Source organism: Pseudomonas sp. SM4 (genome assembly GCF_051913165.1).
Taxonomy (GTDB): Bacteria; Pseudomonadota; Gammaproteobacteria; order Pseudomonadales; family Pseudomonadaceae; genus Aquipseudomonas.
Window position 1 is genome coordinate 125,050 of record NZ_JBODOE010000010.1, and the last position, 24,057, is coordinate 149,106.

Annotated in this window: 22 protein-coding genes; 10 read left to right on the forward strand and 12 right to left on the reverse strand. The window is 59.8% G+C overall.

Annotated elements, in window-relative coordinates; genetic code table 11:
- Positions 1 to 468 precede the first annotated feature (468 nt).
- From ACQ4MY_RS19295 to ACQ4MY_RS19320, 6 genes are all read left to right on the forward strand, one after another.
- Positions 469 to 1,263 carry a helix-turn-helix transcriptional regulator gene (locus tag ACQ4MY_RS19295; protein ID WP_440096152.1) on the forward strand — a complete coding sequence of 265 codons (795 nt, stop codon included), beginning with the start codon at positions 469 to 471 and terminating at the stop codon, positions 1,261 to 1,263.
- 189 nt (positions 1,264 to 1,452) lie between these two features.
- Entirely contained in the window at positions 1,453 to 2,847 is a 1,395-nt protein-coding gene (locus tag ACQ4MY_RS19300; RefSeq protein ID WP_440096153.1) for an efflux transporter outer membrane subunit, read from the forward strand.
- 156 nt (positions 2,848 to 3,003) lie between these two features.
- Positions 3,004 to 3,609: an SCO family protein gene (locus ACQ4MY_RS19305; RefSeq protein WP_008079652.1), complete on the forward strand. Its 606-nt coding sequence runs from the start codon at positions 3,004 to 3,006 to the stop codon at positions 3,607 to 3,609.
- Positions 3,609 to 4,088 (forward strand): copper chaperone PCu(A)C, encoded by a 480-nt coding sequence (locus ACQ4MY_RS19310; RefSeq protein WP_008079651.1) that lies wholly within the window; start codon positions 3,609 to 3,611, stop codon positions 4,086 to 4,088. Before ACQ4MY_RS19305 ends, ACQ4MY_RS19310 begins: the two co-directional genes overlap by 1 nt.
- Positions 4,089 to 4,228: 140 nt before the next feature.
- Entirely contained in the window at positions 4,229 to 4,603 is a 375-nt protein-coding gene (locus ACQ4MY_RS19315) for a hypothetical protein (RefSeq protein ID WP_440096154.1), read from the forward strand.
- Positions 4,600 to 4,797, forward strand: a complete 198-nt coding sequence (locus ACQ4MY_RS19320; protein ID WP_440096155.1) for a helix-turn-helix transcriptional regulator — start codon at positions 4,600 to 4,602, stop codon at positions 4,795 to 4,797. Before ACQ4MY_RS19315 ends, ACQ4MY_RS19320 begins: the two co-directional genes overlap by 4 nt.
- Before the next feature lie 202 nt (positions 4,798 to 4,999).
- On the opposite strand, the gene ACQ4MY_RS19325 is transcribed toward ACQ4MY_RS19320, so the two are convergent.
- Positions 5,000 to 6,016, reverse strand: a complete 1,017-nt coding sequence (locus ACQ4MY_RS19325) for an ABC transporter substrate-binding protein (RefSeq protein ID WP_440096156.1) — start codon at positions 6,014 to 6,016, stop codon at positions 5,000 to 5,002.
- Between the two features lie 509 nt (positions 6,017 to 6,525).
- On the opposite strand from ACQ4MY_RS19325, the gene ACQ4MY_RS19330 reads away from it, so the two are divergent.
- Positions 6,526 to 8,736, forward strand: a complete 2,211-nt coding sequence (locus ACQ4MY_RS19330) for an LTA synthase family protein (protein WP_440096157.1) — start codon at positions 6,526 to 6,528, stop codon at positions 8,734 to 8,736.
- 51 nt (positions 8,737 to 8,787) lie between these two features.
- Here the strand turns inward: ACQ4MY_RS19330 and ACQ4MY_RS19335 are convergent, their stop codons facing one another.
- The gene (locus ACQ4MY_RS19335) at positions 8,788 to 9,183 is read right to left on the reverse strand and encodes a hypothetical protein (protein ID WP_440096158.1); all 396 of its coding nucleotides are present in this window, start codon (positions 9,181 to 9,183) and stop codon (positions 8,788 to 8,790) included.
- Between the two features lie 267 nt (positions 9,184 to 9,450).
- Between ACQ4MY_RS19335 and katG the strand changes: the two genes are divergently transcribed.
- Positions 9,451 to 11,724 carry a catalase/peroxidase HPI gene (katG, locus tag ACQ4MY_RS19340; protein WP_440096159.1) on the forward strand — a complete coding sequence of 758 codons (2,274 nt, stop codon included), beginning with the start codon at positions 9,451 to 9,453 and terminating at the stop codon, positions 11,722 to 11,724.
- Between the two features lie 150 nt (positions 11,725 to 11,874).
- On the opposite strand, the gene pepN is transcribed toward katG, so the two are convergent.
- The 8 genes from pepN to ACQ4MY_RS19380 all read right to left on the reverse strand — a co-directional run bounded on the left by pepN (position 11,875) and on the right by ACQ4MY_RS19380 (position 20,414).
- Positions 11,875 to 14,532, reverse strand: coding sequence for an aminopeptidase N (pepN, locus tag ACQ4MY_RS19345; protein WP_440096160.1), 2,658 nt, complete (start codon positions 14,530 to 14,532; stop codon positions 11,875 to 11,877).
- A 10-nt stretch (positions 14,533 to 14,542) separates the two neighbouring features.
- On the reverse strand, positions 14,543 to 15,373 hold the full coding sequence (locus tag ACQ4MY_RS19350) for a DUF2797 domain-containing protein (protein WP_440096161.1): 831 nt from the start codon (positions 15,371 to 15,373) through the stop codon (positions 14,543 to 14,545).
- A complete protein-coding gene (locus ACQ4MY_RS19355; protein WP_008079610.1) occupies positions 15,370 to 15,630 on the reverse strand; it encodes a YeaC family protein in 261 nt (86 codons plus the stop codon). The genes ACQ4MY_RS19350 and ACQ4MY_RS19355 overlap by 4 nt, the downstream gene beginning before the upstream one ends.
- 107 nt (positions 15,631 to 15,737) lie before the next feature.
- The gene (locus ACQ4MY_RS19360) at positions 15,738 to 16,661 is read right to left on the reverse strand and encodes a tetratricopeptide repeat protein (RefSeq protein WP_008079609.1); all 924 of its coding nucleotides are present in this window, start codon (positions 16,659 to 16,661) and stop codon (positions 15,738 to 15,740) included.
- Positions 16,661 to 17,146: a hypothetical protein gene (locus tag ACQ4MY_RS19365; RefSeq protein WP_008079608.1), complete on the reverse strand. Its 486-nt coding sequence runs from the start codon at positions 17,144 to 17,146 to the stop codon at positions 16,661 to 16,663. The genes ACQ4MY_RS19360 and ACQ4MY_RS19365 overlap by 1 nt, the downstream gene beginning before the upstream one ends.
- The gene (locus ACQ4MY_RS19370) at positions 17,146 to 18,495 is read right to left on the reverse strand and encodes an AAA family ATPase (RefSeq protein WP_440096162.1); all 1,350 of its coding nucleotides are present in this window, start codon (positions 18,493 to 18,495) and stop codon (positions 17,146 to 17,148) included. Before ACQ4MY_RS19370 ends, ACQ4MY_RS19365 begins: the two co-directional genes overlap by 1 nt.
- A 57-nt stretch (positions 18,496 to 18,552) precedes the next feature.
- On the reverse strand, positions 18,553 to 19,524 hold the full coding sequence (locus tag ACQ4MY_RS19375) for a metallophosphoesterase (RefSeq protein WP_440096163.1): 972 nt from the start codon (positions 19,522 to 19,524) through the stop codon (positions 18,553 to 18,555).
- On the reverse strand, positions 19,524 to 20,414 hold the full coding sequence (locus tag ACQ4MY_RS19380) for an NAD(+) kinase (RefSeq protein WP_008079605.1): 891 nt from the start codon (positions 20,412 to 20,414) through the stop codon (positions 19,524 to 19,526). Before ACQ4MY_RS19380 ends, ACQ4MY_RS19375 begins: the two co-directional genes overlap by 1 nt.
- A gap of 115 nt (positions 20,415 to 20,529) precedes the next feature.
- Between ACQ4MY_RS19380 and ACQ4MY_RS19385 the strand changes: the two genes are divergently transcribed.
- Positions 20,530 to 21,480, forward strand: a complete 951-nt coding sequence (locus ACQ4MY_RS19385; RefSeq protein ID WP_440096164.1) for a DUF1853 family protein — start codon at positions 20,530 to 20,532, stop codon at positions 21,478 to 21,480.
- A 104-nt stretch (positions 21,481 to 21,584) separates the two neighbouring features.
- Here the strand turns inward: ACQ4MY_RS19385 and ACQ4MY_RS19390 are convergent, their stop codons facing one another.
- Both ACQ4MY_RS19390 and ACQ4MY_RS19395 read right to left on the reverse strand, forming a co-directional pair.
- Positions 21,585 to 22,868, reverse strand: coding sequence for an arsenic transporter (locus ACQ4MY_RS19390; RefSeq protein ID WP_150707268.1), 1,284 nt, complete (start codon positions 22,866 to 22,868; stop codon positions 21,585 to 21,587).
- Between the two features lie 192 nt (positions 22,869 to 23,060).
- Positions 23,061 to 23,618, reverse strand: coding sequence for an NADPH-dependent FMN reductase (locus ACQ4MY_RS19395; RefSeq protein WP_008079602.1), 558 nt, complete (start codon positions 23,616 to 23,618; stop codon positions 23,061 to 23,063).
- Between the two features lie 184 nt (positions 23,619 to 23,802).
- Here ACQ4MY_RS19395 and ACQ4MY_RS19400 point away from each other — a divergent pair, with 184 nt between their 5' ends.
- Entirely contained in the window at positions 23,803 to 24,033 is a 231-nt protein-coding gene (locus ACQ4MY_RS19400) for a hypothetical protein (RefSeq protein ID WP_008079601.1), read from the forward strand.
- Positions 24,034 to 24,057 lie beyond the last annotated feature (24 nt).

Sequence of the window (24,057 nt, forward strand, 5' to 3'; positions counted from 1 at the left end):
TTTTGCCGGTATTCAAGCATCGGCCCTGACGCCGACATGACACCTGAAACCCGGACATCACTGCGCGCTTGGGCGTCCATCGACCTGATTGGCCTGACTGGCGCAGGTATTGTCGAAAAATTCGGAGAGGAAATACTGAAAAGCTTGTAGGAAAAGAGCCACACACCAGCGCTGCCATTTGCCCGCGCGCTGTTGAACCGCGATCACGTCGCACCCGGTTTTACGGGCTCGGACGTGACCGAGCAGTCACTTCCCGCCTGTCGACAGCCCCAGACCCCGTCAGAACCCCGGCGCCAATCTTCAGAAATAGTGGCACTTTGTGTCCCTGTTTTCCCCTACAGACGTAGGACAAAGCCATGGGCTTAAATCCCGCCTCAGATCATGTTCAAGGAGAAATGACTGCGTGGGCGGCTTTTGCATAGACGGCGGACGATTCAGCGACGGCTCTGAACCAGGGATGACAAGGATATGAATCTGACCGGCAGTATTCGCAACATGGAAAACCCGCATTTTTACTGGCAACTGGGCGAACTGATTGCCAGCACCGGCAACGATCACTTCGCCACGAACATGTTCCAGTTGGTCGACACGCTGGTGCCGGTCAACCGGGTCGATCTCAGCGAGTGGACGCTGGACGAGCGACAGGCCAGCGTCGTCGAGATCAAGGCACTGGGCAGTGCCGGATTGCCGCAGACCTTGCCGCCGCCGGATCCGCTGGAGCGCCCGGACGATCATCCGCTGCTGGAAAAGATGATCGAAATGAACGACTCGCTGTTGATTCAATTGAGAGCTTCGCTGCAATCGCAACACCCCTCGCACAGTGCTCATCAATGCAATCTGGTCTCGCGCACTTCCAACCGGCGCTGCGTCATTTCGTTTTACCGTCCGCGCACCCAGCGAGTGTTTTCCCTCCCGGAACTGTCGTTTCTCAAGAGTCTCTCCGACACCCTGCTGCCGCTGATCGAACGCCATGCGCAGATCAGTCGGCAAACTCTCGCCAGGCAACCGCGCCAACCTTTGGCCGAACTGGATCAGGCGCCGCTGGCGCAGGTGTTTGACGAGCGTCTCGGGGTGAACGGGATTGTTCTGTCAGCGCGCGAGAAAGAGGTGTGTCTGGGCTTATTGACCGGCGGCACCGTGCCGCAGATGGCGGAAAAACTGCGGGTCAAGAACAGCTCGATCGAGACTTACCTGAAACGCGCCGCGGCGAAACTGGGAGTCAGCGGCCGGCATGGGCTGGCGAAATGGATGGCTGGGGCCTGAGCCGGTTCAAAATCCCCCACTGACTTCAACCCCCCCCTGTAGGAGCTGCGGCACGCTGCGATCTTTTGATCCTGCTTTGTTAAAAACCAGATCAACAGATCGCAGCGTGCCGCAGCTCCTACAGGGGGGAGTGTCTGGTTACGGGTTGTTCACTACAAGCATCTGCTCTTTCTTGAACGAGGCTGTTCGATGTCGACGTTGCGATTTTCTCTGCTGTCCATGGCCATGCTGATGGCCGGCTGCTCCCTGATTCCTGACTACCAGCGGCCCGCAGCCCCCATTGCCGCGCAATACCCGACGCCGACGCTGGCCTCGGCCAGCACTGAAGACTGGCGCACGCTGTTCAACGATCCGGCGCTGCAACAACTCATCGCAAGCGCCTTGGTCAACAACCGCGACCTGCGCGTCGCGGCGCTCAATGTCGAAGCGTTCCAGGCGCAATACCGCATTCAACGGGCCGACCTGTACCCGGCGGTGTCGGCCAATGCCAGCGAATCACGCCAGCGCATGCCGCCGAGCGTGACCCAAGGCAAAGCGCTGATCAATTCGACCTACGCGGTCAACCTTGGCATCAGTGCCTACGAGCTGGACTTCTTCGGGCGGGTGCGCAGCCTCAGCGAGCAGGCGCTGCAAACCTGGCTGGCGACCGAGCAGGCGCGGCGCAGTGCGCAGTTGAGTCTGGTGGCGAACGTTGCCAACGCTTACCTGACCTGGCGCGCCGATCAGGAACTGCTGGAGCTGACCCGCGACACCCTCGCCGCCGACGAGCAGAGCCTGCACCTGACCACGCGCAACCGCGAGGCCGGCAAATCTTCGGCGCTGGAACAGGCTCAGGCGCAAACCAGCGTCGACAGTTCACGGGCCAATCTGGCGCGCTATCAGCGCCAGGTCGCGCAGGACCTGAACAGCCTGACCTTGCTGGTCGGTACGCCGGTGTCGGCGTCCTTGCCCGGGCAACCACTGGCCAGCGATCTGGTCGAGCAACTGCCGGCCGGCTTGCCCTCGGACTTGCTGCAACGACGCCCGGACATTCTCCAGGCCGAATACAAACTCAAAGCCGCCAACGCCAATATTGGCGCGGCGCGCGCGGCGTTTTTCCCCAGTGTCAGCCTGACAGCGAACGCTGGCACTTCGAGCCGCGACCTCTCCGGGCTGTTTGCGGGCGGTTCTGGCGCCTGGACTTTTCAGCCACAAATCAGCCTGCCAATCTTCAACGCCGGCAGCCTGCGCGCAAGCCTCGATTATTCAAAGTTGCAGAAAGACGTCGCTGTCGCCGAATACGAAAAATCGATTCAAACGGCGTTTCAGGAAGTCGCCGACGGGCTCGCGGCGCGCGCCACCTATCAGCAGCAATTGCAGGCGCAACGCGATCTGGTTGCGGCCACGCAAACCTATTACAACCTCGCGCAGAATCGTTACAAGAACGGCGTCGACAGCAGCCTGACGTTCCTCGATGCGCAGCGTTCGCTGTTCAGTTCGCAGCAAGGTCTGATCACCGACCGCCTCGCGCAACTGGTGGCCGAGGTCAACCTGTACACCGCGCTGGGCGGCGGCTGGCGGGGCGATGAATCGCGCGTGCAGTGAGCCTACGTCACTTTTTCTTACACCTTTTGTCGCCCTATCCCACACCGCATGGCGATCCGCAGCCGTCGTCTGGTCTCAGTTTGGTATCATGCGCCGCTTTTACGGTTAACCCCCCGCCAGTCCTGTCGACTGACGGGCTGCAAAAGGCGGTATTAGATGACGGCTTTGTTGACTCGCCGCAAGGTGCTTGCGGGAATGGGCGTACTCGGGCTCGGCCTGCTCGCCGGCTGCGACACCCGCGGCCAACTGTCGTACAAGTACGGCAAGGATCTGAGTAACAAGATCATGGGGCGCACCTTCAAACTGAAGAACACCGATGGCGAAACCATGACGCTGTCGAGCTTTCGCGGCATGATGCCGATGGTGTTTTTCGGCTTCACCCAGTGCCCGGCAGTCTGCCCGACCACCCTCGCCCGCGCGGCAAAAATCAAGAAGCTGATGGGCGCCGATGGCGACCGCTTGCAGGTGATTTTCATCAGCCTCGATCCCGAGCGCGACACGCCGGAAATCCTCGACGCCTACATGAAAGCCTTCGATCCGACCTTCGTTGCGCTGTACGGCACGCTTGAGGAAACCGCGGCCACCGCCAAGGAATTCGACGTGTTCTACGAGAAAGTCCCGGCCGGCGACACCTACACCATCTCGCACACCGCCACCAGTTACGTTTACGACTCCAACGGCGGTCTGCGCCTGGGTCTGTCCACTTCGCTTTCGGCAGAACAATGCACGGAAGATTTGCTTACTGTTATGGAGGTTTGCTGATGCACCCTGTTCTGAACCACATCAAACGCGCCGCACTGACCCTGTCGCTGATGGGCCTGGCGTTCCAGGCGTCGGCCCAGACCAAAGTCGACGACGCCTGGGTCCGCGCCACGGTGCCGACCCAGACCGCCAGCGGCGCATTCATGACCCTCACCGCCGACAGCGACAGCAAACTGCTCAGCGTCGCCACGCCGGTGGCCAAAGACGTGCAGATTCACGAAATGACCATGAAGAACGACGTCATGAGCATGGGCCCGGTGAAATTCGTCGAGCTGCCGGCCGGCAAAGCCGTCAAGCTTGATCCGAACGGCTACCACGTGATGCTGATGGGCCTGACCGGTCAACTGAAAGAAGGCGAAAGCGTGCCGCTGACCCTGACCGTCGAGAACGCCAAGGGCGAGAAAGAAACCATCGAGGTCAAAGCCCCGGTGCGCGCGCTGACCAACATGGAAGGTCACGATCACAGCAAAATGCACTGATCTGACTGACTGAAACACCTGCGGGGCGGCATGATTAACGATCATGCCGCCCCGTTTTTTTTGCGCTGATGGAAAGCGTGCTTTACATCAGGAAATTCTTCGGCGAGGATGTAAAGGGTCTTTTACATAGGAAGTGAAGCATGAACCGCTACTACCTCGAAATGGGCGCCGCATTGGTTCTCTATGTGCTGGTGTTGAGCCTTTCCCTGATCGCCAGCCAATCCCTGCTGGACGCCAACATTTTTCTGCGATCCGTGGTGGCTCTGGCCCCGATCCTTCCGGCAGGCCTGATGTGTTGGGCCATCGTGCGCAACATGCGCCGCATGGATGAAATGCATCTGCGCATCCAGTTCGAAGCCCTCGGTTTTGCCTTCGCCGCCTCGGCACTGCTGACCTTCAGTTATGGCTTTCTGGAAAACGTCGGCGCGCCGCACATTCCGTGGACATGCGTGTGGCCGGTGATGGGTCTGATGTGGATTGTTGGTCTGCAGATTGCGCGACGCCGCTACCAATGAAAAATCGCCTGAAGGAACTGCGCGCTGAGCGTAAGTGGTCACAGGTCGATCTGGCGGAACGCCTGAACGTGTCGCGCCAGACCATCAATGCGATCGAAAACGAACGCTACGACCCAAGCCTGCCCCTGGCGTTCCTGATCGCCCGGGCATTTGAAATGCCCATAGAAAGCATCTTCAACGACCGAGAGAGTTAACACCGCCCCCTGTGGCGAGGGGATTTATCCCCGTTGGCCTGCGCAGCAGGCCCATCTTTTTCTGAATCAAAAGAGGGGCCGCTGCGCGACCCAACGGGGATAAATCCCCTCACCAGAGGTTATCTCATTCCGGAAACCCCCATCACCGGGCTGCTTGTTACAGTGATTACTGGGCGGCGCACTGCTCGATGTATTGCGTGTATCAGCTCCCCGCCCCTTCATGCGCCTCTTCAAAGAAGTAATCCTTCCAACTCCCCGCCTTATTCTTCAGCACGCCCAGCTCCTGCAATTTCTCCGCGTAGATGAATGTGCGCTGCGGCACCACGGTGAAATCGATTTCCGGGTCCTTGACGATTTGTTCGACCAGCGCCAGCGGCAACTTCGACTGTTCGACGCGGATGTAGGCCTGAGCGGCAGCGGGCTTGTCAGCCTTGATGATTTTCTCGGCTTCAGCCAGTGCGGCGTAGAACGCCTTGTAGGTCTTCGGGTTTTCGTCGTGGAATTTTTCCGTGGTGTAAAGCACGTTGAACGTGGCCTGACCGCCAAGGATGTCGTAGGAACTCAGCACCTTGTGCACGTTGGGGTTCTGCAGCGCCTGGTACTGGAACGGCGGGCTGGAGAAGTGCGAGTTGATTTCCGAACCGCCGGCTATCAATGCCGCCGTGGCGTCGGGGTGCGGCAGGCTGACCGAGATGTCGTCGAATTTCTTGTACTGGGCGTCGCCGAATTCCTTGGCGGTTTCAATCTGCAAGGTGCGCGACTGGAAGCCCACGCCGGCCGCCGGCACGGCAATCCGGTCCTTGTCGCTGAAGTCCTTGAGTGTCTTGATGTTCGGGTTGTTGGTCAGCAAATAATTGGGCATCGAACCGAGCGCGGCGATGGCTTTGACGTTCTGTTTGCCTTTCGTGCGGTCCCACACGGTGAGCATCGGCGGCACGCCTGCCGAGACCACATCGAGCGAACCGGTCAGCAGCGCCTCGTTCATCGCGGTGGCGCCAGAGATGCTGTTCCAGTCGACCTTAATGTCGAGGCCCTGTTCTTTACCGTGCTTTTCGATCAGTTGCTGATCACGCACCACATCAAGAATCAGGTAACCGATGCCGAATTGCTGGGCGATGCTGATCTTGCCTTCGGCCTGGGCGCCGGCGCTGAACAGCGCGCTGGCTGCCAGGGATGCGGCCAACAGAGTCAGCGCGGAACGTTTGAACGGTGTGGCCATGACAACCTCGCAGCAGGGGGTGGTGTGCTGAAAGGCCTGACTTTATCGCTATAAAAAATAGAAATTAAATACCTTTATCGCATATCGATAGCACGGGGACGTTCAGCGGGCCGAAAACGTCGCGCTGCCTCGACGAAGGGCGTGACGGTCAGGCTGTACAGCGTCAGGTAACGTTGGCAGTCAGCCTCACCGCCCCCCCGTAGGAGCTGACGAGTGCAACGAGGCTGCGATCTTTTGATCCTGACTGTTAAAAAACAAGATCAAAAGATCGCAGCGTGCCGCAGCGCCTACAGGAGATTTGGGTACGGGTTAAACAGCCTGAAACAATAAAACCATCGACAGCAATATCGCCAATTGCCGAGGCAGACGAGAGCCACTCAGGGCTGCAAGCCATCCAGCACCTGCCAAAACCAGATCACCCAATTGTTTTAAAAGACGATCAGACCGCTCACCCTTGGTATCATCGCGCACACTTTTATGACGTTTTAATGGCTGGAAGGTCTTTTTTTGTGAGCGCTCTTTTTAACCGGTTACGGCGGCCGTCTGCCCGCCTCTTTTCGCTGACTCTCCTGGTGCTGATCGTGCCGGTGTGCCTGCGCGCGGCGCTGGGTTGGTCGACGCCGTTGGGCTATTTGTCAGACTTGGCCATCGGCAGCCTGTTGATTGTGTTGCTGCATCGTCGGGCGTGGTGGCTGGCGCTACCGGTCTTGATGTTCTGGGGCCTGCTGGCGGTGGCGACCGCCGAACTCGTCAGCGCGGTCGGGCGTCTGCCGACGCCTTCCGACATTCACTACCTGATCGATCCGCAATTCGTCGAAAACTCCACCGGCGGCGGCCTCGCCCATCCGGCGCTGGGCCTCACGCTGCTGCTGGCCCTGCTGTTCTGGCTGCTGACGCAAGTCACCGCGCGCGGCACACCGAATCCAGCCCTGCCGCGTGCGCTCTGGAGCGCGCCGCTGGTGTTGTTCGCCGCTCATTGGGGCGTGCAGAACCTCTGGCCGAGCGAGGCTGATCCTTGGCGCGCCTACAACCTGCCGCATCAACTGATGGCCAGCGAAGTCGCGGATCTGCAGATCCGCGCCGAGGAATGGCTGGACGGCGATGTCGAAGAACCTGCGCCGGCCATGACCGGGCTGACCGATGTCGACCTCAACGGCCAGAAACTGCTGGCGGCACCGGGTCAGGCGCGCAACGTGTTGATCATCGCGCTGGAAGGCATTCCCGGCGCCTACATCCGCGCCAACCGCGAAGCCATCGGCAGCCACTATCAGGAAGACCTGATGCCCAACCTCAGCCGTTGGGCCGAGCGCGGCATGAACACCCCCGATTACGTGCTGCACACGCACCAGACCATTCGCGGTCTGTACGCGATGCTTTGCGGCGATTACGACAAGCTCAATAACGGCACGCCAAAAGGCGTGGAAATGCTCACCCTCAACGAACGCAATCAAGCGTGCCTGCCGGCGCAATTGCGTGAGCACGGTTTCAGCACTCACTACCTGCAAGGTGCCGGGCTGCGCTTCATGGCCAAAGACAAGATCATGCCGCACATCGGTTTCGATGTGACCCACGGTCTTGAATGGTTCACCAACAGCAACTATCTGGAATTCCCCTGGGGCAAGGACGACAAGGCCTTCTTCGAGGGTGCGCTGGACTATGTCGGCCAACTGAAAAAACAGAAAAAACCGTGGATGCTGACGCTGCTGACCGTGGGCACGCACCAGCCCTACTCCGCACCGGAAGACTATCTGGAGCGTTTTGAAACGCCCAAGCAAGCCGCCGTCGGCTACCTCGACGACGCGCTGGAGCAGTTCCTCAGCGGTCTCGAACGCCAAGGCGTGTTGAAAGACACGCTGGTGGTAATTACTTCGGATGAATCCCATGGCATCGATGGCGTTCGCCTCGCCTCCTCCTGGGGTTTCAACCTGACGCTGGCGCCGGAGCATGAACAACTGCCACGGCTGAACAAAGGCGTGTATGGCCACGTCGACTTGAGCACGTCAATTCTCGACTATTTCGACCTGCCGGTTCCGACCGCGCTGAGCGGTCGTTCGTTGTTCCGCGACTACGAGACTGGCCGCGAGATCATGTCGTTCACCAACGGCAAACTGCGCTATCACAACGGTCAGGGGATCTTCGCCGAATGCGACATGCCGCGCCGTTGCCGTTATTACGAAAGCGCCGGTTTCATCGCTGAAAGCGCTACGTACAAGGGCAACTATAGCGGTCACCCGGCGCGCCAGATCGCCGCCCGCGCCAACGCGCTGGACCTGTCGCTGCTGCGCACCCCGCTCAATCACCGCTACCAGTTCGGCAGCACCAACGTCATCCCGCTGCAGGCGCAGATCAAGGACGACTGGGCCGACAACCTGATCGGTGCGCAGTATCTGGAAATGCCCAAGGGCTCGCACACCCGCGTGCGCCTGACCGTGCGCTCGGTTGATCCGCAGCAAGCAGCGTACATTCAACTCAAGGCCAAGGAGTTTGAACAGGACGTGCAGATCGGTTTGCCATCGGAGATGGTGGCAACCCCCGAGCAACCACTTCAAATGAATTTCAGCTTCGACAATCCGAAAGAGCGCAAGGCGTTTTCCTTCCACTTGCTGGGCTATGGAGAAGGTGCAGTTGAGGTGACAGATTTCAGCGTGATCACTGAATTGCCGGGGCAGGAGGATTTGCTGGATGAAATGCCGGTGGATGACACCGCTCAATCCAGCTAATCAACTTGTTGCTCAACGAATATCGGGGCGCGCTAACGCCCTGATATTCAATTAATCGGACCTGGAAATATCAAAACTTCCACTCACTCTCCGACCATCTGGAAGAACAAAATCAACAGTCCCTTTTACACCGAGTTGGTCATCATTAAAGGTGACAGTTACCGAGCCTGATTTGACCCGATGAGACTGAGAGTCGATCAAGACTTCCCACGTCTGCCAACTGTTGTAGAGCGATACAACATGAGGGCCACCTTGTAAGGAACTGGGAACCGCAAAAGCCACCCAGTGCTTGTTATTGTCGTTTCCCACGACGATAAATTCCTTGCTCGTACCGTGAAATACGAAGCTGGTACCTACAAGAAATGGTTCACCATCTATAGAAGCGACAAATTTCCCTGACGCCCGTTCTTTATCTTCGAACAGTTTTCGAATTTGCTCATTCACCATATCGATTGCTCCTTTCACCCATTGATATCGTCTTTACCCCCCTAAACTAACGCCATGTAAATGACATTACACCTGTCACAAATGACAGTGAAGTATTTCTATTCAAAGTAAAAAACTGGCCGCTAATAACTAAATTAAAAATCCTGAGAGAGTCGCCCTATCACCGCCCAATAGTCGGCCTATTAGCTGACTTGCCCAGTCGGGTCTAGCCTTACAAGTCCGAAGTCGGCACGAGCCGGCCGTAGCAGACCTGATAAGGACCCGAACATGGCAAACGAATCGAAATGCCCGTTCAACCACGCCGCCGGTGGTGGTACGACGAACCGTGACTGGTGGCCGAATCAACTCAACCTGAAAATCCTGAGTCAGCACTCGCCCAAGTCCGATCCGTTGGGCAAGGACTTCGACTACGCCAAAGCCTTCAAGAGCCTCGATTTCCAGGCACTAAAACAAGACCTCACCGCGCTGATGACCGACTCCCAGGACTGGTGGCCGGCGGACTTCGGCCACTACGGCCCGCTCTTCGTGCGCATGGCCTGGCACAGCGCCGGTACCTATCGAACCGCGGATGGTCGTGGTGGCGCCGGTTCCGGCCAGCAACGTTTTGCACCGCTCAACAGCTGGCCGGACAACGTCAGCCTCGACAAGGCCCGACGCTTGCTGTGGCCGATCAAACAGAAATATGGCCGCAATATTTCCTGGGCTGACCTGATTGTGCTCACCGGTAACGTTGCGCTGGAGTCGATGGGCTTCAAGACGTTCGGCTATTCCGGCGGCCGTGCCGATGTCTGGGAACCGGACGAAGATGTCTACTGGGGCTCGGAACACGAATGGCTGGGCGGCGACAGTCGCTATGGCAAAGACAAGGCGCCCATGCAGGAGCCCGGTGACGGCACGCTGGTCGCCGAGCCGGACTTGCACGGCAAAGAAGAAAGCCGCACCGATCAGGGCGAACGCAATCTGGAGAACCCGCTCGCCGCCGTGCAGATGGGTTTGATCTATGTGAACCCGGAAGGCCCTGAGGGCAATCCCGATCCCGTCGCTTCCGCTCACGACATTCGCGAAACCTTCGGCCGCATGGCCATGAACGATGAAGAAACCGTGGCACTGATCGCCGGCGGTCACGCCTTCGGTAAAACCCACGGCGCCGGCCCTGCCGACAATGTCGGGCCTGAACCGGAAGCGGCTGGGCTGGAAGAACAAGGCCTGGGTTGGAGAAACGCGTTCGGCACCGGCAAGGGCGCTGACACCATTACCAGCGGCCTGGAAGTCACCTGGACCACCACGCCAACGAAATGGAGCAACAACTATCTGGAGAACCTGTTTGGCTTCGAATGGGAATTGAGCAAGAGCCCGGCCGGTGCCCACCAGTGGATTCCGAAGAACGGCGCCGGTGCCGGCACGGTTCCACATGCCCATGACCCGAGCAAAAAACTCTCGCCGACCATGCTCACTTCCGACCTGGCGCTGCGTTTCGATCCAGCTTATGAGCAAATCTCGCGGCGCTTCCTGGCCAACCCCGATCAACTGGCCGACGCCTTCGCCCGCGCCTGGTACAAATTGATCCACCGCGACATGGGCCCGCTGTCCCGCTACCTCGGCCCGGAATTGCCCGCCGAAGAACTGCTCTGGCAGGACCCTATTCCGGAGGCGACTCATCCGCTGATCGACGACAGCGACGCCGCCGCGCTGAAAAGCAAAATCCTCGCCTCAGGCCTTTCAGTTTCCCAGTTGGTTTCCACCGCCTGGGCGGCACTTTCGACGTTCCGTGGCTCGGACAAACGCGGCGGCGCCAATGGCGGGCGTCTGCGTCTGGCACCGCAGAAGTTCTGGCAGGCCAACCAGCCTGAGCAACTGGCCAAAGTGTTGCAAACCCTTGAGGGCATCCAGAACGAATTCAACGGCGGTGCCGCTGGCAAAAAAGTTTCGCTGGCGGACCTGATCGTGCTGGCGGGGAACGCCGGGGTCGAGCAAGCAGCGAAAAACGCCGGGCATTCGATCAGCGTGCCATTCAGTCCAGGACGCACCGATGCCACTCAGGAGCAAACCGACGTCGACTCGTTTGGTTTCCTTGAACCGATTGCCGATGGTTTCCGCAACTACAGCAAAGGCAAATACACGGTTTCGGCGGAGGCACTGTTGATCGACAAGGCGCAACTGCTCACCCTCACCGCGCCGGAAATGACTGTGTTGCTGGGTGGTTTGCGGGTGTTGAACACCAACGTCGGGCAAAGTCGCCATGGCGTGTTCACTTCCCAGACGGAAGCGTTGACCAACGACTTCTTCACTAACCTGCTGGACATGGGGGTGGAGTGGAAACCGACTTCGCGGGATGCGGATGAGTTCGAAGGGCGTGATCGCAAAACCGGTAGCGTGAAATGGACGGCGACGCGGGTGGATCTGGTGTTTGGTTCCAATGCGCAATTGCGGGCGTTGGCCGAGGTGTATGCCAGTTCGGATGCGAAGGAGCAGTTCGTCAAAGACTTCGTCGCTGCCTGGACGAAAGTCACCAACCTTGATCGTTTCGACCTGAGAAACTGAAACCTGAAACATGTAGGAGCTGCGGCACGCTGCGATCTTTTGATCTTTAACATCAAGATCAAAAGATCGCAGCCTCGTTGCACTCGTCAGCTCCTTCAGAACGCGATGAGTTGGTGACGCAAAAACCTGTGGGATTGTTTTTAGATCGGGTTACGCCAAGCTCTTGCTCACCACTTCGTATACATCACTCGACAACTGCCCCGACGCCCGAATCCGCTCCAGCTCAGCTTTCATCAACGCCTGACGGGCGCTGTCGTATTTGCGCCAGCGCGTCAGCGGCGCCAGTTGGCGCGAAGCGATCTGCGGGTTGAACCCGTTCAACTCAATCACCAGATCCGCGAGGAAGCGATAACCCGAACCATCCGCCGCATGGAAGTTGATCAGGTTCTGCCCGGCAAACGCACCGACCAGCGCACGCACCTTGTTCGGGTTCTTGATGTTGAACGCCGGGTGCTGCATCAGCGCTTTCACACGCTCCAGACCGCCCGGCAAAGTGCTGCCGGCCTGCACGCTGAACCATTGATCCATGACCAGCGGGTTATCCTTGAAGTGCTCGGCAAAACTGGCCAGCGCCAGTGTTTTCTGCTCTTCGAATGGCGAGTTGACCAACACCGCCAACGCGGTCAAACGCTCGGTCATGTTGTCAGCCGCTTCGAATTGCTCCAGCGCCACCGCCAACACTTCTGGCTTGCCGCTGAGCATCAGATAAGACAGCGCAATGTTCTGCAGCGCGCGACGGGCAAAATGCTCGGCCTCGGCCACGTACGGGGTTTGCTTGGACAGGTCACGATTGGCCTGATAACGCAGCCACAGCGCCTCGAACAACCCTTCCGACAATTGCTTGCGCGCGAACTCACGGGCGATATGGATCGCATCAACATCCGCCACTTCGCTGATTTCCGTGAGGTACGCCTCACCCGGCAGCGAAAGCATCTCGGCAACCATCGCCTGATCCAGCGATTCGTCCGACAGCACGGTACGCAGTGCCGACACCAGACGCGGATCGAGCTTCAGGCTCTCGCCCTTCTGTTGCTGAGCGATCAGCTCTTGCAGTACCTGTACCGACAATTGCTGGCCAGCATCCCAGCGGTTGAAACCGTCGCTGTCGTGCTGCATCAGGAACATCAATTGATCACGGTTGTACGGGAAGCTCAGTTTCACCGGCGCCGAGAAGCCGCGCAGCAGCGATGGCAGCGGCTGTTCAGCGATGTCGACGAAGGTGAAGGTCTGCTCGGCTTCGGTCACCGAAATCACGCGGGTGGTGCCTTGCGCCGATGCTTCGCCGCTCAGACGCAGGGCAATTTCGTTGCCTTGGCTGTCCAGCAGACCCAACTCGACTGGAATCACGAACGGCAGTTTTTCAACTTTGTCCGGGGTTTCCGGGCAGCTCTGGCGGAAGGTCAGGCTGTAGGTTTTCGCCGCAGCGTCGTAAGACTCGCTCACCGCCAGACGCGGCGTGCCGGCCTGGCTGTACCAGCGCTTGAACTGGGTCAGGTCGACACCGTTGGCATCTTCCATGGCTTTAATGAAATCGTCGCAGGTCACGGCCTGGCCGTCATGGCGATCGAAGTACAGATCGCTGCCCTTACGGAAGCCTTCGGCGCCGAGCAAGGTGTGGATCATGCCGACCACTTCCGAGCCCTTTTCGTACACGGTGAGGGTGTAGAAGTTGGAAATCTCGATGAAGCTGTCCGGGCGCACGGCGTGGGCCATGGGACCTGCATCTTCGGCGAACTGGTGGGTACGCAGGTAAGCCACGTCCTGAATGCGCTTGACCGTGGCCGAGTTCATGTCGGCGGAGAAGCCGGAATCACGGAACACCGTGAAACCTTCCTTCAGCGACAATTGGAACCAGTCGCGGCAGGTCACGCGGTTGCCCGACCAGTTGTGGAAGTATTCGTGGGCAACGATCGCCTCGACGCGCTGGTGGGCAGCGTCGGTGGCGGTTTCGGCGCGAGCGAGCACGGCGCTGGAGTTGAAGATGTTGAGGCCCTTGTTCTCCATCGCGCCCATGTTGAAGTCGTTGACGGCGACGATCATGAAGATGTCCAGATCGTACTCGCGACCGTAAACCTCTTCGTCCCAGCGCATCGACTTCTTCAGGCTGTTCATCGCGTGCTGGCACTTGTCGATGTTTTCCGGCTCGACGTAGATGCGCAGCGCGACGTTGCGCTCAGTCATGGTGGTGAAGGTGTCTTCGACGCACCACAAATCACCGGCCACCAGCGCGAACAGGTACGCCGGTTTCATGAACGGGTCTTCCCAAGTCGCCCAGTGCCGGCCGTCTTCGCCCGGGCCCGAGGCAATCGGGTTGCCGTTGGAGAGCAGCACCGGATAGCTGTGCTGTTCGGCGACCACGGTGGTGGTGAACTTGCTCATCACGTCCGGGCGGTCGAGGTAATAGGTGATCTTGCGGAAGCCTTCGGCCTCGCACTGGGTGCAGAACATCGTGCCGGACTTGTACAAGCCTTCCAGCGCAGTGTTGGTTTCCGGGTGGATCTTGACGCTGGTGTCGACCGTGAAGGTTTCGGCGGTCGGCTGCAGGGTCAGGTGGTTTTCGGACAATTGATAGTCAGCGGCGCCAAGCTCCTGATCGGCCAGGGTCACCGAAAGCAGTTCCAGCTGCTGGCCGTCGAGCACCAGCGGCGGCAGGCCCGGGCCACGCGCCGGGTTGCGGCGCATGACCAACTGCGCGTGCACCAGGCTGTGATCCTCGAACAACTCGAAGGTCAGGTGTGTTTCGTCGATCAGGTACTCGGGCGCCTGATAGTCCTTCAGGTAAATCATCTTCGGTTGTTCGGTGCGCATGCTGGAGTCCTTATTGATGCACGGCGAGTTGATAAGCCGTGTACTTGCGAATGTTGATGACGCCGGTGTCGAAGATCAGGTACTGGCCTTTGATCCCCATCAACGTGCCTTCGGCAATCGGGTTCTTGTCCAGGTTGAAGCTGACGATTTTGGCCGGGTATTGCTCGATCGGATAGCGGATTTCCAGCGGTTGCACGTCGGGAATCGTCTGAATTGCCTGTAGGCCGAATCGCTGTTGCAAAGCCAGCAAGCCTTCGGCGCAGCTGTCGAACAGTTGATCGCGCACCTGCGCCAGATCCACCGCCGCCGCATCGCCCTTGAGCAATGCCCGCCAGTTGGTTTTATCCGCGACCTGACTGCGAAACAGGTCTTCGACGAAGCCCGACTGCTGCCGCGTCGACACGCGCATGATCGGCAAGGCCTGACACGCGCCCTGATCGATCCAGCGGGTCGGCAGTTGCGTTGCACGGGTGATGCCAACCTTGATGCCCGACGAATTGGACAAGTAAACCACATGATCGGTCATGCAGAACTGCTCGCCCCACACCGGATCGCGGCACGTGCCGGCGTCATAGTGGCAACGCTCCGGGCTCATGATGCACAGGTCGCACTGCGCCAGTTTGGTCATGCACGGGTAGCAATAGCCCTGACTGAAACTGGTTTTGGTCTTACGCCCACAATGGGTGCAGTGGATCGCCCCCAGGTATTCCAGACGCACCGTCGTGCCGATCATGGGGTTGACCGGCACCTCGACGTCATCCAGACGAAACGCGTATTGCACGTTCGGCCCGTCGAGGCGCGCCGACATTTTGCTGATTGCACCGCGGCCAATCTCGATCAATGGATAGCGTCCGACTTGAACAGGATGTTCGGCACTTCGATCGACTTCGACGCACACTCTTGCGGGCCCATGTAACCGGTGCGCTGATCTTCAGGCAGGTTCTGGATTTCCCAGGCGATCATCGCCTGCAACGACAGCTCGCGCTGCTCGGCGGTGAGCTTGCCACCGTCGGACCACTTACCGATTTCCACGGCCAGTTTCAGGCTCTCGTAGATGTCCGGGGTGATGTTTTTGATCATTTCGGCAAAAGACGACATGTTTGAACACTCTCCAATGAATGTCGCTAGTTTAACGGCGCTGAAGCGGCAAGACACTGCCGGGCATCAGGTCAGCGAGCGGAGCGCCGGGCGCAAGGCCCGGCGTCCTAGAACTCCCTTGAAAGTTTTACCTGGGTCAGTTCTTTCTCCAGCGCACGGCGGAAAATCTGCGGTGCGGTGAAGGTATACAGCGCGAAGGCCAGCCACACCCAGTCAATCACCTCGGCAGCCCCGGGGTAGCCTTGGGCGGTGACGGTGATCACGGTGACGCGATAAACCACAAACATCGCCAGCAACAGAATGATCGCGCCAGTCGCACTGCGCTCGGTCATCCAGCTGTTGAACCGCCACCAGAAACCCATGAACACATTGCTGCGCGCCTTGACGGCGGTCAGCAGGCTCAGCGCCGAGACATTGCTGGCGTTTTCCTGCAGGGCCCAGATCGCGTGTTCGCGCGCACCGTTGATATCACCCTGGCGCAGCAGCAAACGACCAAGCACCACCACGGCCCCGGCATGCCCGGGATCAGCCTGCAGCGCCTGGCGGGCAAAACTTTCCGCCTGCTGCCAATGACCACAGGCCTGATGATATTCAGCCATCGCCACCAGGTTGGCCGGATCGTCAGGTTGCAGCTCGAGCGCTTTTTCCAGCAGCGGCTGACTCTGCGCCAGGCGTCCGGTCAGTTGAAACAGGTCGGCGAGGCTGCGGTAGTAGCGCGGCTCCGTCGGCTCCATGTCGAGCAGTTGCAGCAAGTGCTGCTCGGCGGTCTTGAATTGCCGCGCGGCCATGTCGATGTGCGCGGCGGCGTAATGCGCCAACGGCAAGGCCGGGTCCATCGCCAACGCCATTGAGGCTTCGTGCCGCCCGGCATGCAGACGACGCATGTTGAGCAGACACAGCGCCAGCAAGGCGTGGGCTTCGGCACATTCCGGGTCATCGGCCAGCAGCTGTCGCAGACTGTCGATGGCGCCGTCATTGTGGCCGGACTGCAAACGCTGATAGGCCACTTGCAACAGATAGGAGGTATTCATCAGCTCACCACCAGGTACCAAAGGGTCGCCGGCACCAGCGTGACCACGATCCCTTTGAGCAGGAAGGCGCCGGCGAGCGCGACCAGCGGCGCGAAGCGATTGAGCACGCCGCCATAATATTGGTACAGCTCGATGGTCGAGTTCTGCAGGGTGTACAGCACGTAACCGACGCTGAGTTTCCACACCACCAGCACCAGCAAGGCGTACTGGATCTGTGCCTGAGTGCTCAGGTAGCCGTTGTTCAGCAAGCTGATCAAGGCCAGACCGATGAGCACGCTGCCCACGGCACCGACGCCGACCCAGATCCACTCACGCTTGCGCGTCGGGCTGCCCACCGCCACCGAGTTGAGCACGAACCACGGTAAACCCAACCACAGTCCGCCCATCATCAGCGCCAGCAACGGCCAGAACGGCGACACGGCAAACCGCGCCAGACCGCCCGGACGCGGCTCGTCTTCAATGCGGTAAATATTCTGGGTACCCATCAGCGTCCCTTGCCATGTTTGTCGAGGAAGGCCAGCACTTCATCGTACTGATTGCCTTCATTGGCATAGCGCGCGTAGTTGCGCGCGGTGGTCAGCCATTCCAGCGTCGTCGCGCGGACTTCTTTCAAGGCCTGCTTGAAGTGACGGTCGCAGATCGGCTGCTCGGCGCCTTCGCTGATCGATGCTTCAATGGCTTCATCGGCAGCGGTTTCCACCAGCTCACTGAGGTCGGCACCGGAGAAGCCTGAAGTGTGTTTGGCGAGGAACGCGAAATCGATATCCGCCGCCACCGGACGGCCCTTGACCATCAGTTGCAGCATGTTTTCGCGGGCGGCACGATCCGGTGGCGGCACGAACAGCACGCGGTCGAAGCGGCCGGGACGGCGGAACGCCGAATCCACCGACCACGGCACGTTGGTCGCGGCGAGGATCAGTACGCCGTGATTGTCATGGGTGAAACCGTCCATTTCCGAAAGGAACTGGCTGACCAGTTTCGACGACGTCGACTCACGGGTATTCGAGCGTTTGCAGCCCAATGCCTCGACCTCATCGAAGAACATCACCGCCGGAGCCTGCGCACGTGCCTGCTCGAACAAGGCGTGCAGCTTGCGCTCGGATTCGCCGATGTACATGTCCAGCACATCGGAAATCGCCACATTGAAGAACTTCGCCTTGCACTCGCCGGCCGTCGCTCGCGCCAGCAGAGTCTTGCCGCAACCCGGTGGCCCGTAGAGCAGCACACCGCCACCGACGCGCTTGCGAAAGCGCTCGAACAGCCCGGGTTTCTGATACGGCAGGATGATCTTTTTATGGATGGTCTTCTTCAGATCGTCCAGACCACCGATGTCGTTGAAGGTCACGGTTTCGCTGTCGGGCACCAGCAGGCGGCGCACTTCCGTCTGGTCGGTGTCATCGTTGGAGATCACGCGCAACTTCGGGCGACCTTCGCCGGCGGCGAAATCCACCACCGACACGTTCAAGCGACGCCACAGCGCCATGTCTTCCAGCGCCGGGTTGGCACTGATGGCCGCGCGGTATTCGACCAGCGCTTCCTTGAGGCGGTCAAGGTCGGCCAGTGCCCGTGCGCGCAACAGTTGCAGCGAGGCGCCCTCACCGTCCGCCAGGCTCAGGGCTTTATCAGCCTTGCCGGCAGCCAGATACAACTGGGCGGCGATCGGCTTCAGTGCCTCGGCGTCCGGCAGTTGGTGCAGGTCGGCGGGCACCAGCTTGAGGCCGCGCTCGTGGTCACCGCGCTCAAGGCAGGCCTTGAGCACCAGCGTGAGCAGCGCGACGTTTCCCGGCGAGGCGCGCAAGGCGGCCTCGAGTTGATCCAGCGTCGTGTCATCCATGGTGAATCCTTGTGACAGCCAGTTGCGAATTGAAATAGCAGAACGAGCAGGCCGCGATCATTGCAGCACCTCCGGCCGCTCGACATCGACCCAGACAAATTTATGCGGATCCAGGCGGGTTTCCTGATCCAGACGGTAGGCGACGAGTTTGCCGTAGAGCACCGCGCTGTAATCCAGGCAGGCGAGGTTCGGGCGGATCGGCGCCGGTTTGCCGCTGCGCCAGTAGTGGCCGACGAACAGCAAAGGCTCGTCGACGCCGTAGCGCAGCAGGGAATTCTTTTCGGTGGAGGTCAGCGGCGTCTGCGCCACTGGCTCCGGCAAGGCATCGGGCTGAAAGACGATGTCGCCGTAGGTTTTCGGATCGTCTTCCCAGAACTTGGTGCGGAAGAACGAACGCACCAGACCGTCGCCGCTGGTCATGGTCAGACCATCGGGCAGACGCATGTCGGTGCCGCGCAGCAGGCGATCGAACACCGTGCAGGCAAAGCTGTCCGGCACGGCCGAAGCCTGGAGGAAGTGTTCGTCGATGCAACCATTGGGGAACAGCGCGCGCAACGGCTCGATCAGGCCGGCATCCCAACAGGCGTGGACAACGCGGAATCGTCCGGCGTCGACAAACAGCGGCAACTCGTAGAACCAGCGCTGGAAATCGTGCCAGTCACCGGGGTGGCCTTCGAACTGGGTCAGGGTTTCGTGCAGCAGACGCGCATGGCGTGGCGTGTGCTCGCGGACGAACTGCTTGCCACTGCCCGGCAGCGCCGGGGTGCTCCAGCCGAGGGCGTTGAATTCGTGGTTGCCCATGATGCACAAGGCCTGACCGGCCTCGACCATGTCGTGGACGATGTGCAGTGCCTCGCGAATCCGCGGGCCACGGTCGATGATGTCGCCGACGAACACGGCCATGCGCGATGGATGCCGCCAGACCCCGCCCTTCTTGTGAAAACCGAGTCGGTCAAGCAAGTGTTCGAGGGTCAGGGCGCATCCGTGCACGTCACCAATCAGGTCATAACTGCGCGCGGGATCGAGCATCAGTCGCCTCCACCACCCAACTTGCTGCCCCAGCCGAGCTTGGTGCGGCAGACTTCGTAGTAGTTGTGGTCGAGCGGGTGAATCAGCCGTAGCTTCTGCGCTTTTTTGCTGACGGTGATGGTGTCGCCCGGCGCGCAGGTGAAGTGGTTCTGGCCGTCGCAGGACACCTGCGGGTAGATCTGCATATCTTTGGACACGACGATTTTCAGCTCACTGTTGCCATCGACCACAATCGGCCGTCCCGACAAGGTATGGGGGTACATCGGCACAATCACAATAGCGTCGAGCTTGGGATGCATGATCGGCCCGCCGGCAGACAGCGCGTAGGCGGTGGAACCGGTCGGGGTCGCGACGATCAGGCCGTCGGCCTTCTGGCTGCAGACGAACTGGCCGTCGATGTACAGCTCGAACTCGATCATCCGCGTCGATTTGCCCGGGTGCAGCACCACATCGTTGAGCGCATCGCCCTGACCGATGGCCTCGCCATGGCGGCGGACTTCGGCTTGCAGCAGGAAGCGGTTTTCCACCAGATAGTGGCCGTCGAGCACTTCGGCGACTTTGACTTCCAGCTCGTCCGGGCGAATGTCGGTCAGAAACCCGAGGCTGCCCCGGTTGATCCCGAGCACCGGAATATTGTGCCGCGCCAGCGCCCGCGCGGCGCCAAGCAGGCTGCCGTCACCGCCGACGACGATGACCATGTCGCAGACTTCGCCGAGCATCTTGCGTGACGAGGTTTGCAAGCCGTGGCCGGGCAGGACTTCAGCGATGGTGTCTTCGAGAATCACATGCAGGTGACGATCGAGCAGAAACCGTTTCAGTCGGCGGACGGTATCCAGCACCTGGGAACTGCCCAGGCGACCGATGATGCCGATATTACGAAATTGCTCCATGGGACCTCTGCGGACAATCGAAAACGCGAAAAGCACGATTATGGGCGAAAGCCTGCGATAGACAAAATCCTTTCAGCCTCAGGGGTGCGCGCGTGTTTAAGGCTATGCTCGCAAGATGATCCTATTTCCCGACTTGCTGCAGCTGCCCCACCAATTACGCCATCCGGAAGTGCGTGATCTGGCGTGGGTGATCCTCGCCCCGCCAATGCTCGCGGCCACACCATGGCCACAGCGCCACCCGCTGGCCGGCAGCGACTGGGTGGCTGATCCCGAGCGGCTGGAACGCTGGTTGCGTCAGCTCGACCGCGACAGTTATGGCTTGCTGCACTGGTTGTCGCAGGCACGCACGCGGCGGCTGGGCTTGTATTACGAGCGCTTGTGGCAATTTGCCGTTCAGCAGGCGCCGGGGATCGAGTTGATTGCCGCCAACCTGCCGATCCGGCGCGAGGGGCATACCCTCGGCGAACTGGACATGCTGCTGCGCGACCGCGACGGCGTGCATCACCTAGAACTGGCGATCAAGCTCTACCTCGGCCCGCAAAACGGCAACGGGCGCGATCCGGCGCAATGGCTGGGGCCGGGTTGTCATGATCGGCTGGATCGCAAACTGGCGCACCTGGCCGAGCATCAACTGCCGATTTCCGCGCGCCCGGAAAGCCGTGAAGTGCTGGCGGCACTGGACATCGAAGTGTTCAGCGCGCAGCTGTGGCTGGGCGGTTATCTGCTGTATCCGTGGCCTGGCCAGGCCGAGTCACCGGTTGGCGCACATCCACAGCATTTGCGCGGCAGTTGGTTGCATCAGAAGGACTGGCCGGCGTTCGTGGCGCAGCGACCGGCTGGACGCTGGCAACCTCTGCCCCGCCACGCCTGGCTGGCGCCGGCGCATTATCCGGCGGATCAGACCTGGACTGCGGAGCATTTGCGAATGTGGCTGGAGGATCTTGAGCCGCTGGCGCCGGCGCAACTGATGGTGCGCCTGATTGAAAATACGCGTGGGGAATGGGAAGAGGCGGAGCGCTTGTTTCTGGTCTCGGACCTTTGGCCGAACGTTCCCGGCCAGGCCTGAGTTTTTGGGGCGTTTGTACCGGCCCCATCGCGAGCAGGCTCACTTCTACGGGGGAACGCATTCCAATGTAGGAGTGAACCTGCTCGCGATGGGGCCCACTCGGTCTACAGGGAAAGCCGCACAGCCAAAGCCGCCAACGTCACCAACAACACCGGCACCGTCAACACAATCCCGACCCTGAAGTAATACCCCCAGCCAATGTGAATGCCCTTGCGCTCCAGCACATGCAGCCACAACAACGTCGCCAGGCTGCCAATCGGCGTAATCTTCGGCCCCAGGTCGCTGCCGATCACGTTGGCGTAGATCATCGCCTCCTTGATCACCCCGCTCGCCTGACTGGCATCGATCGACAGCAAACCGATCAGCACCGTCGGCAAGTTGTTCATGATCGACGACAACAACGCGGTCAGCACCCCGGTGCCCATTGCCGCGCCCCACACACCGTGACCTGCGAAAACATCCAGCCAACCGGCCAGATACCCGGTCAGCCCGGCATTGCGCAGCCCATAGACCACCAGGTACATGCCCAGCGAAAAAATCACGATCTGCCACGGCGCCTCTTTCATCACTTTGCGCGTGGAAATCTTGTGACCACGCGCGGCAATGCCCAGCAGCAGCGCGGCGCACACGGCAGAAATCGCGCTGATGGGAATGCCCAACGGCTCCAGCGCGAAACAGCCGATCAACAGAATCGCCAGAACCGCCCAGCCGGCATAGAACGTGGCCTTGTCGTGGATCGCGGTTTCAGGATGTTCGAGTTGCTCGGGGTCGTACGCTTTGGGAATGTCGCGACGGAAAAACCACAGCAACATGCCCAGCGTCGCCGCCACACTGACGAAGTTCACCGGCACCATCACCGCTGCGTAGCGGTTGAAGCCGATGTGAAAGAAGTCTGCGGAAACAATGTTGACCAGATTGGACACCACCAGCGGCAGGCTCGCGGTGTCGGCAATAAACCCGGCGCCCATGACGAACGCCAACGTCGCCGCAGGGGAAAAGCGCAGCGCCAGCAGCATCGAAATCACGATCGGCGTGAGGATCAGCGCCGCGCCGTCATTGGCGAACAACGCCGACACCAGCGCACCGAGCAGCACCATGAAGGCAAACAGCTTGCGCCCGCTGCCACGCCCCCAGCGCGCCACATGCAACGCGGCCCAGTTGAAAAACCCGGCCTCGTCGAGCAGCAGACTGATGATGATCAGCGCGACGAAGGTGCCGGTGGCATTCCAGATGATCTGCCACACCAGCGGGATATCGCTCAGGTGCACGACGCCGAAGATCAACGCCAGCACGGCGCCAAGCGTCGCGCTCCAGCCGACGCCGAGGCCTTTGGGTTGCCAGATGACAAGGGTAATGGTCAGCAGGAAAATCAGTGACGCAGCCAGCATCCGCAATAGCCTTGTTCAATAGAAAATTTTGAGAAACGGCAGGATACCTGTGGTGAGGGGATTTATCCCCGATGGGTTGCGAAGCAGCCCCCTGCGCCATTCAGTCAAACCGTGCTCGCAGGTTTTGCGACTGCTGCGCAGCCGATCGGGGATAAATCCCCTCACCACAAGGAATTCACCAATGTGCATGGATTATTTTTTGTGTTGCTCGACGAATTGTCCGTAAGCATTGATAAAGCTTTGCAGGAAAGGTTTCACCGTCTCGCTCAACTTGCCTGATTCATCGAACGCCGAGCCGGCGCCGCCCAGATAGGCCTCCGGCTGCTGCATGCATGGCACATTGAGGAACACGAACGACTGGCGCAGATGCTGATTTGCCCCGAATCCCCCAATGGCACCGGGCGATACACTGATCACCGCCCCCGGCTTGCCACTCCAGACTGCCTTGCCATAAGGCCGCGAGCCAACGTCGATCGCGTTCTTCAACGGCGCCGGCACCGAACGGTTGTACTCAGGCGTCACAAACAGCACCGCGTCGGATGAACCCACTTTTTGCCGGAAAGTACTGTAGGCTGCCGGCGGTGAATCGCCGTCGATGTCTTCGTTATACAGCGGCAGATCGCCAATCTCGACGATCTCCAGCTTGAGGTTGGCCGGTGCCAGCTCCGCCAGTGCCAGGGCGACCTTGCGATTGATCGACGCTTTGCGCAGGCTACCGACTACTACGGCGACGTTGTAGACATTGCTCATGGAAGACTCTCGACTGTCCGTGGGAAGGAGCCTGTAGTTATAGATGATTCAATGACGACTCCACCAGTCGACGAGGGAAATTCCCGCGTCCGGATTATTTTTTTCCTGTAGGAAAACTTACCGCGCTTGATGACGGTCTACCAAGCCGCAAATCAAGCGTTTTATCTCCAGAGGTTCTAAGCAGATGGCAGCAGTACTCGTCGGTCAGTTCCATGCAAGAGATGCGGAAGGCCGCGTTTATTCCGTGCATGAATTCCAGGAATCCACCCCGTCGGTCGACGGTCTCACTGGCTCGGAGCCGATTTACAAACTGGCCATTGGCGATCGCATCAAAAAGATCGATGACCAGACGTTCGAACTGGTTCAGTCGGGCATCACCCTGATTCGCGAACCTGAGCCAACCGTCGCTTCATAACTGGCCGTTATGAGCAGAAGTCAT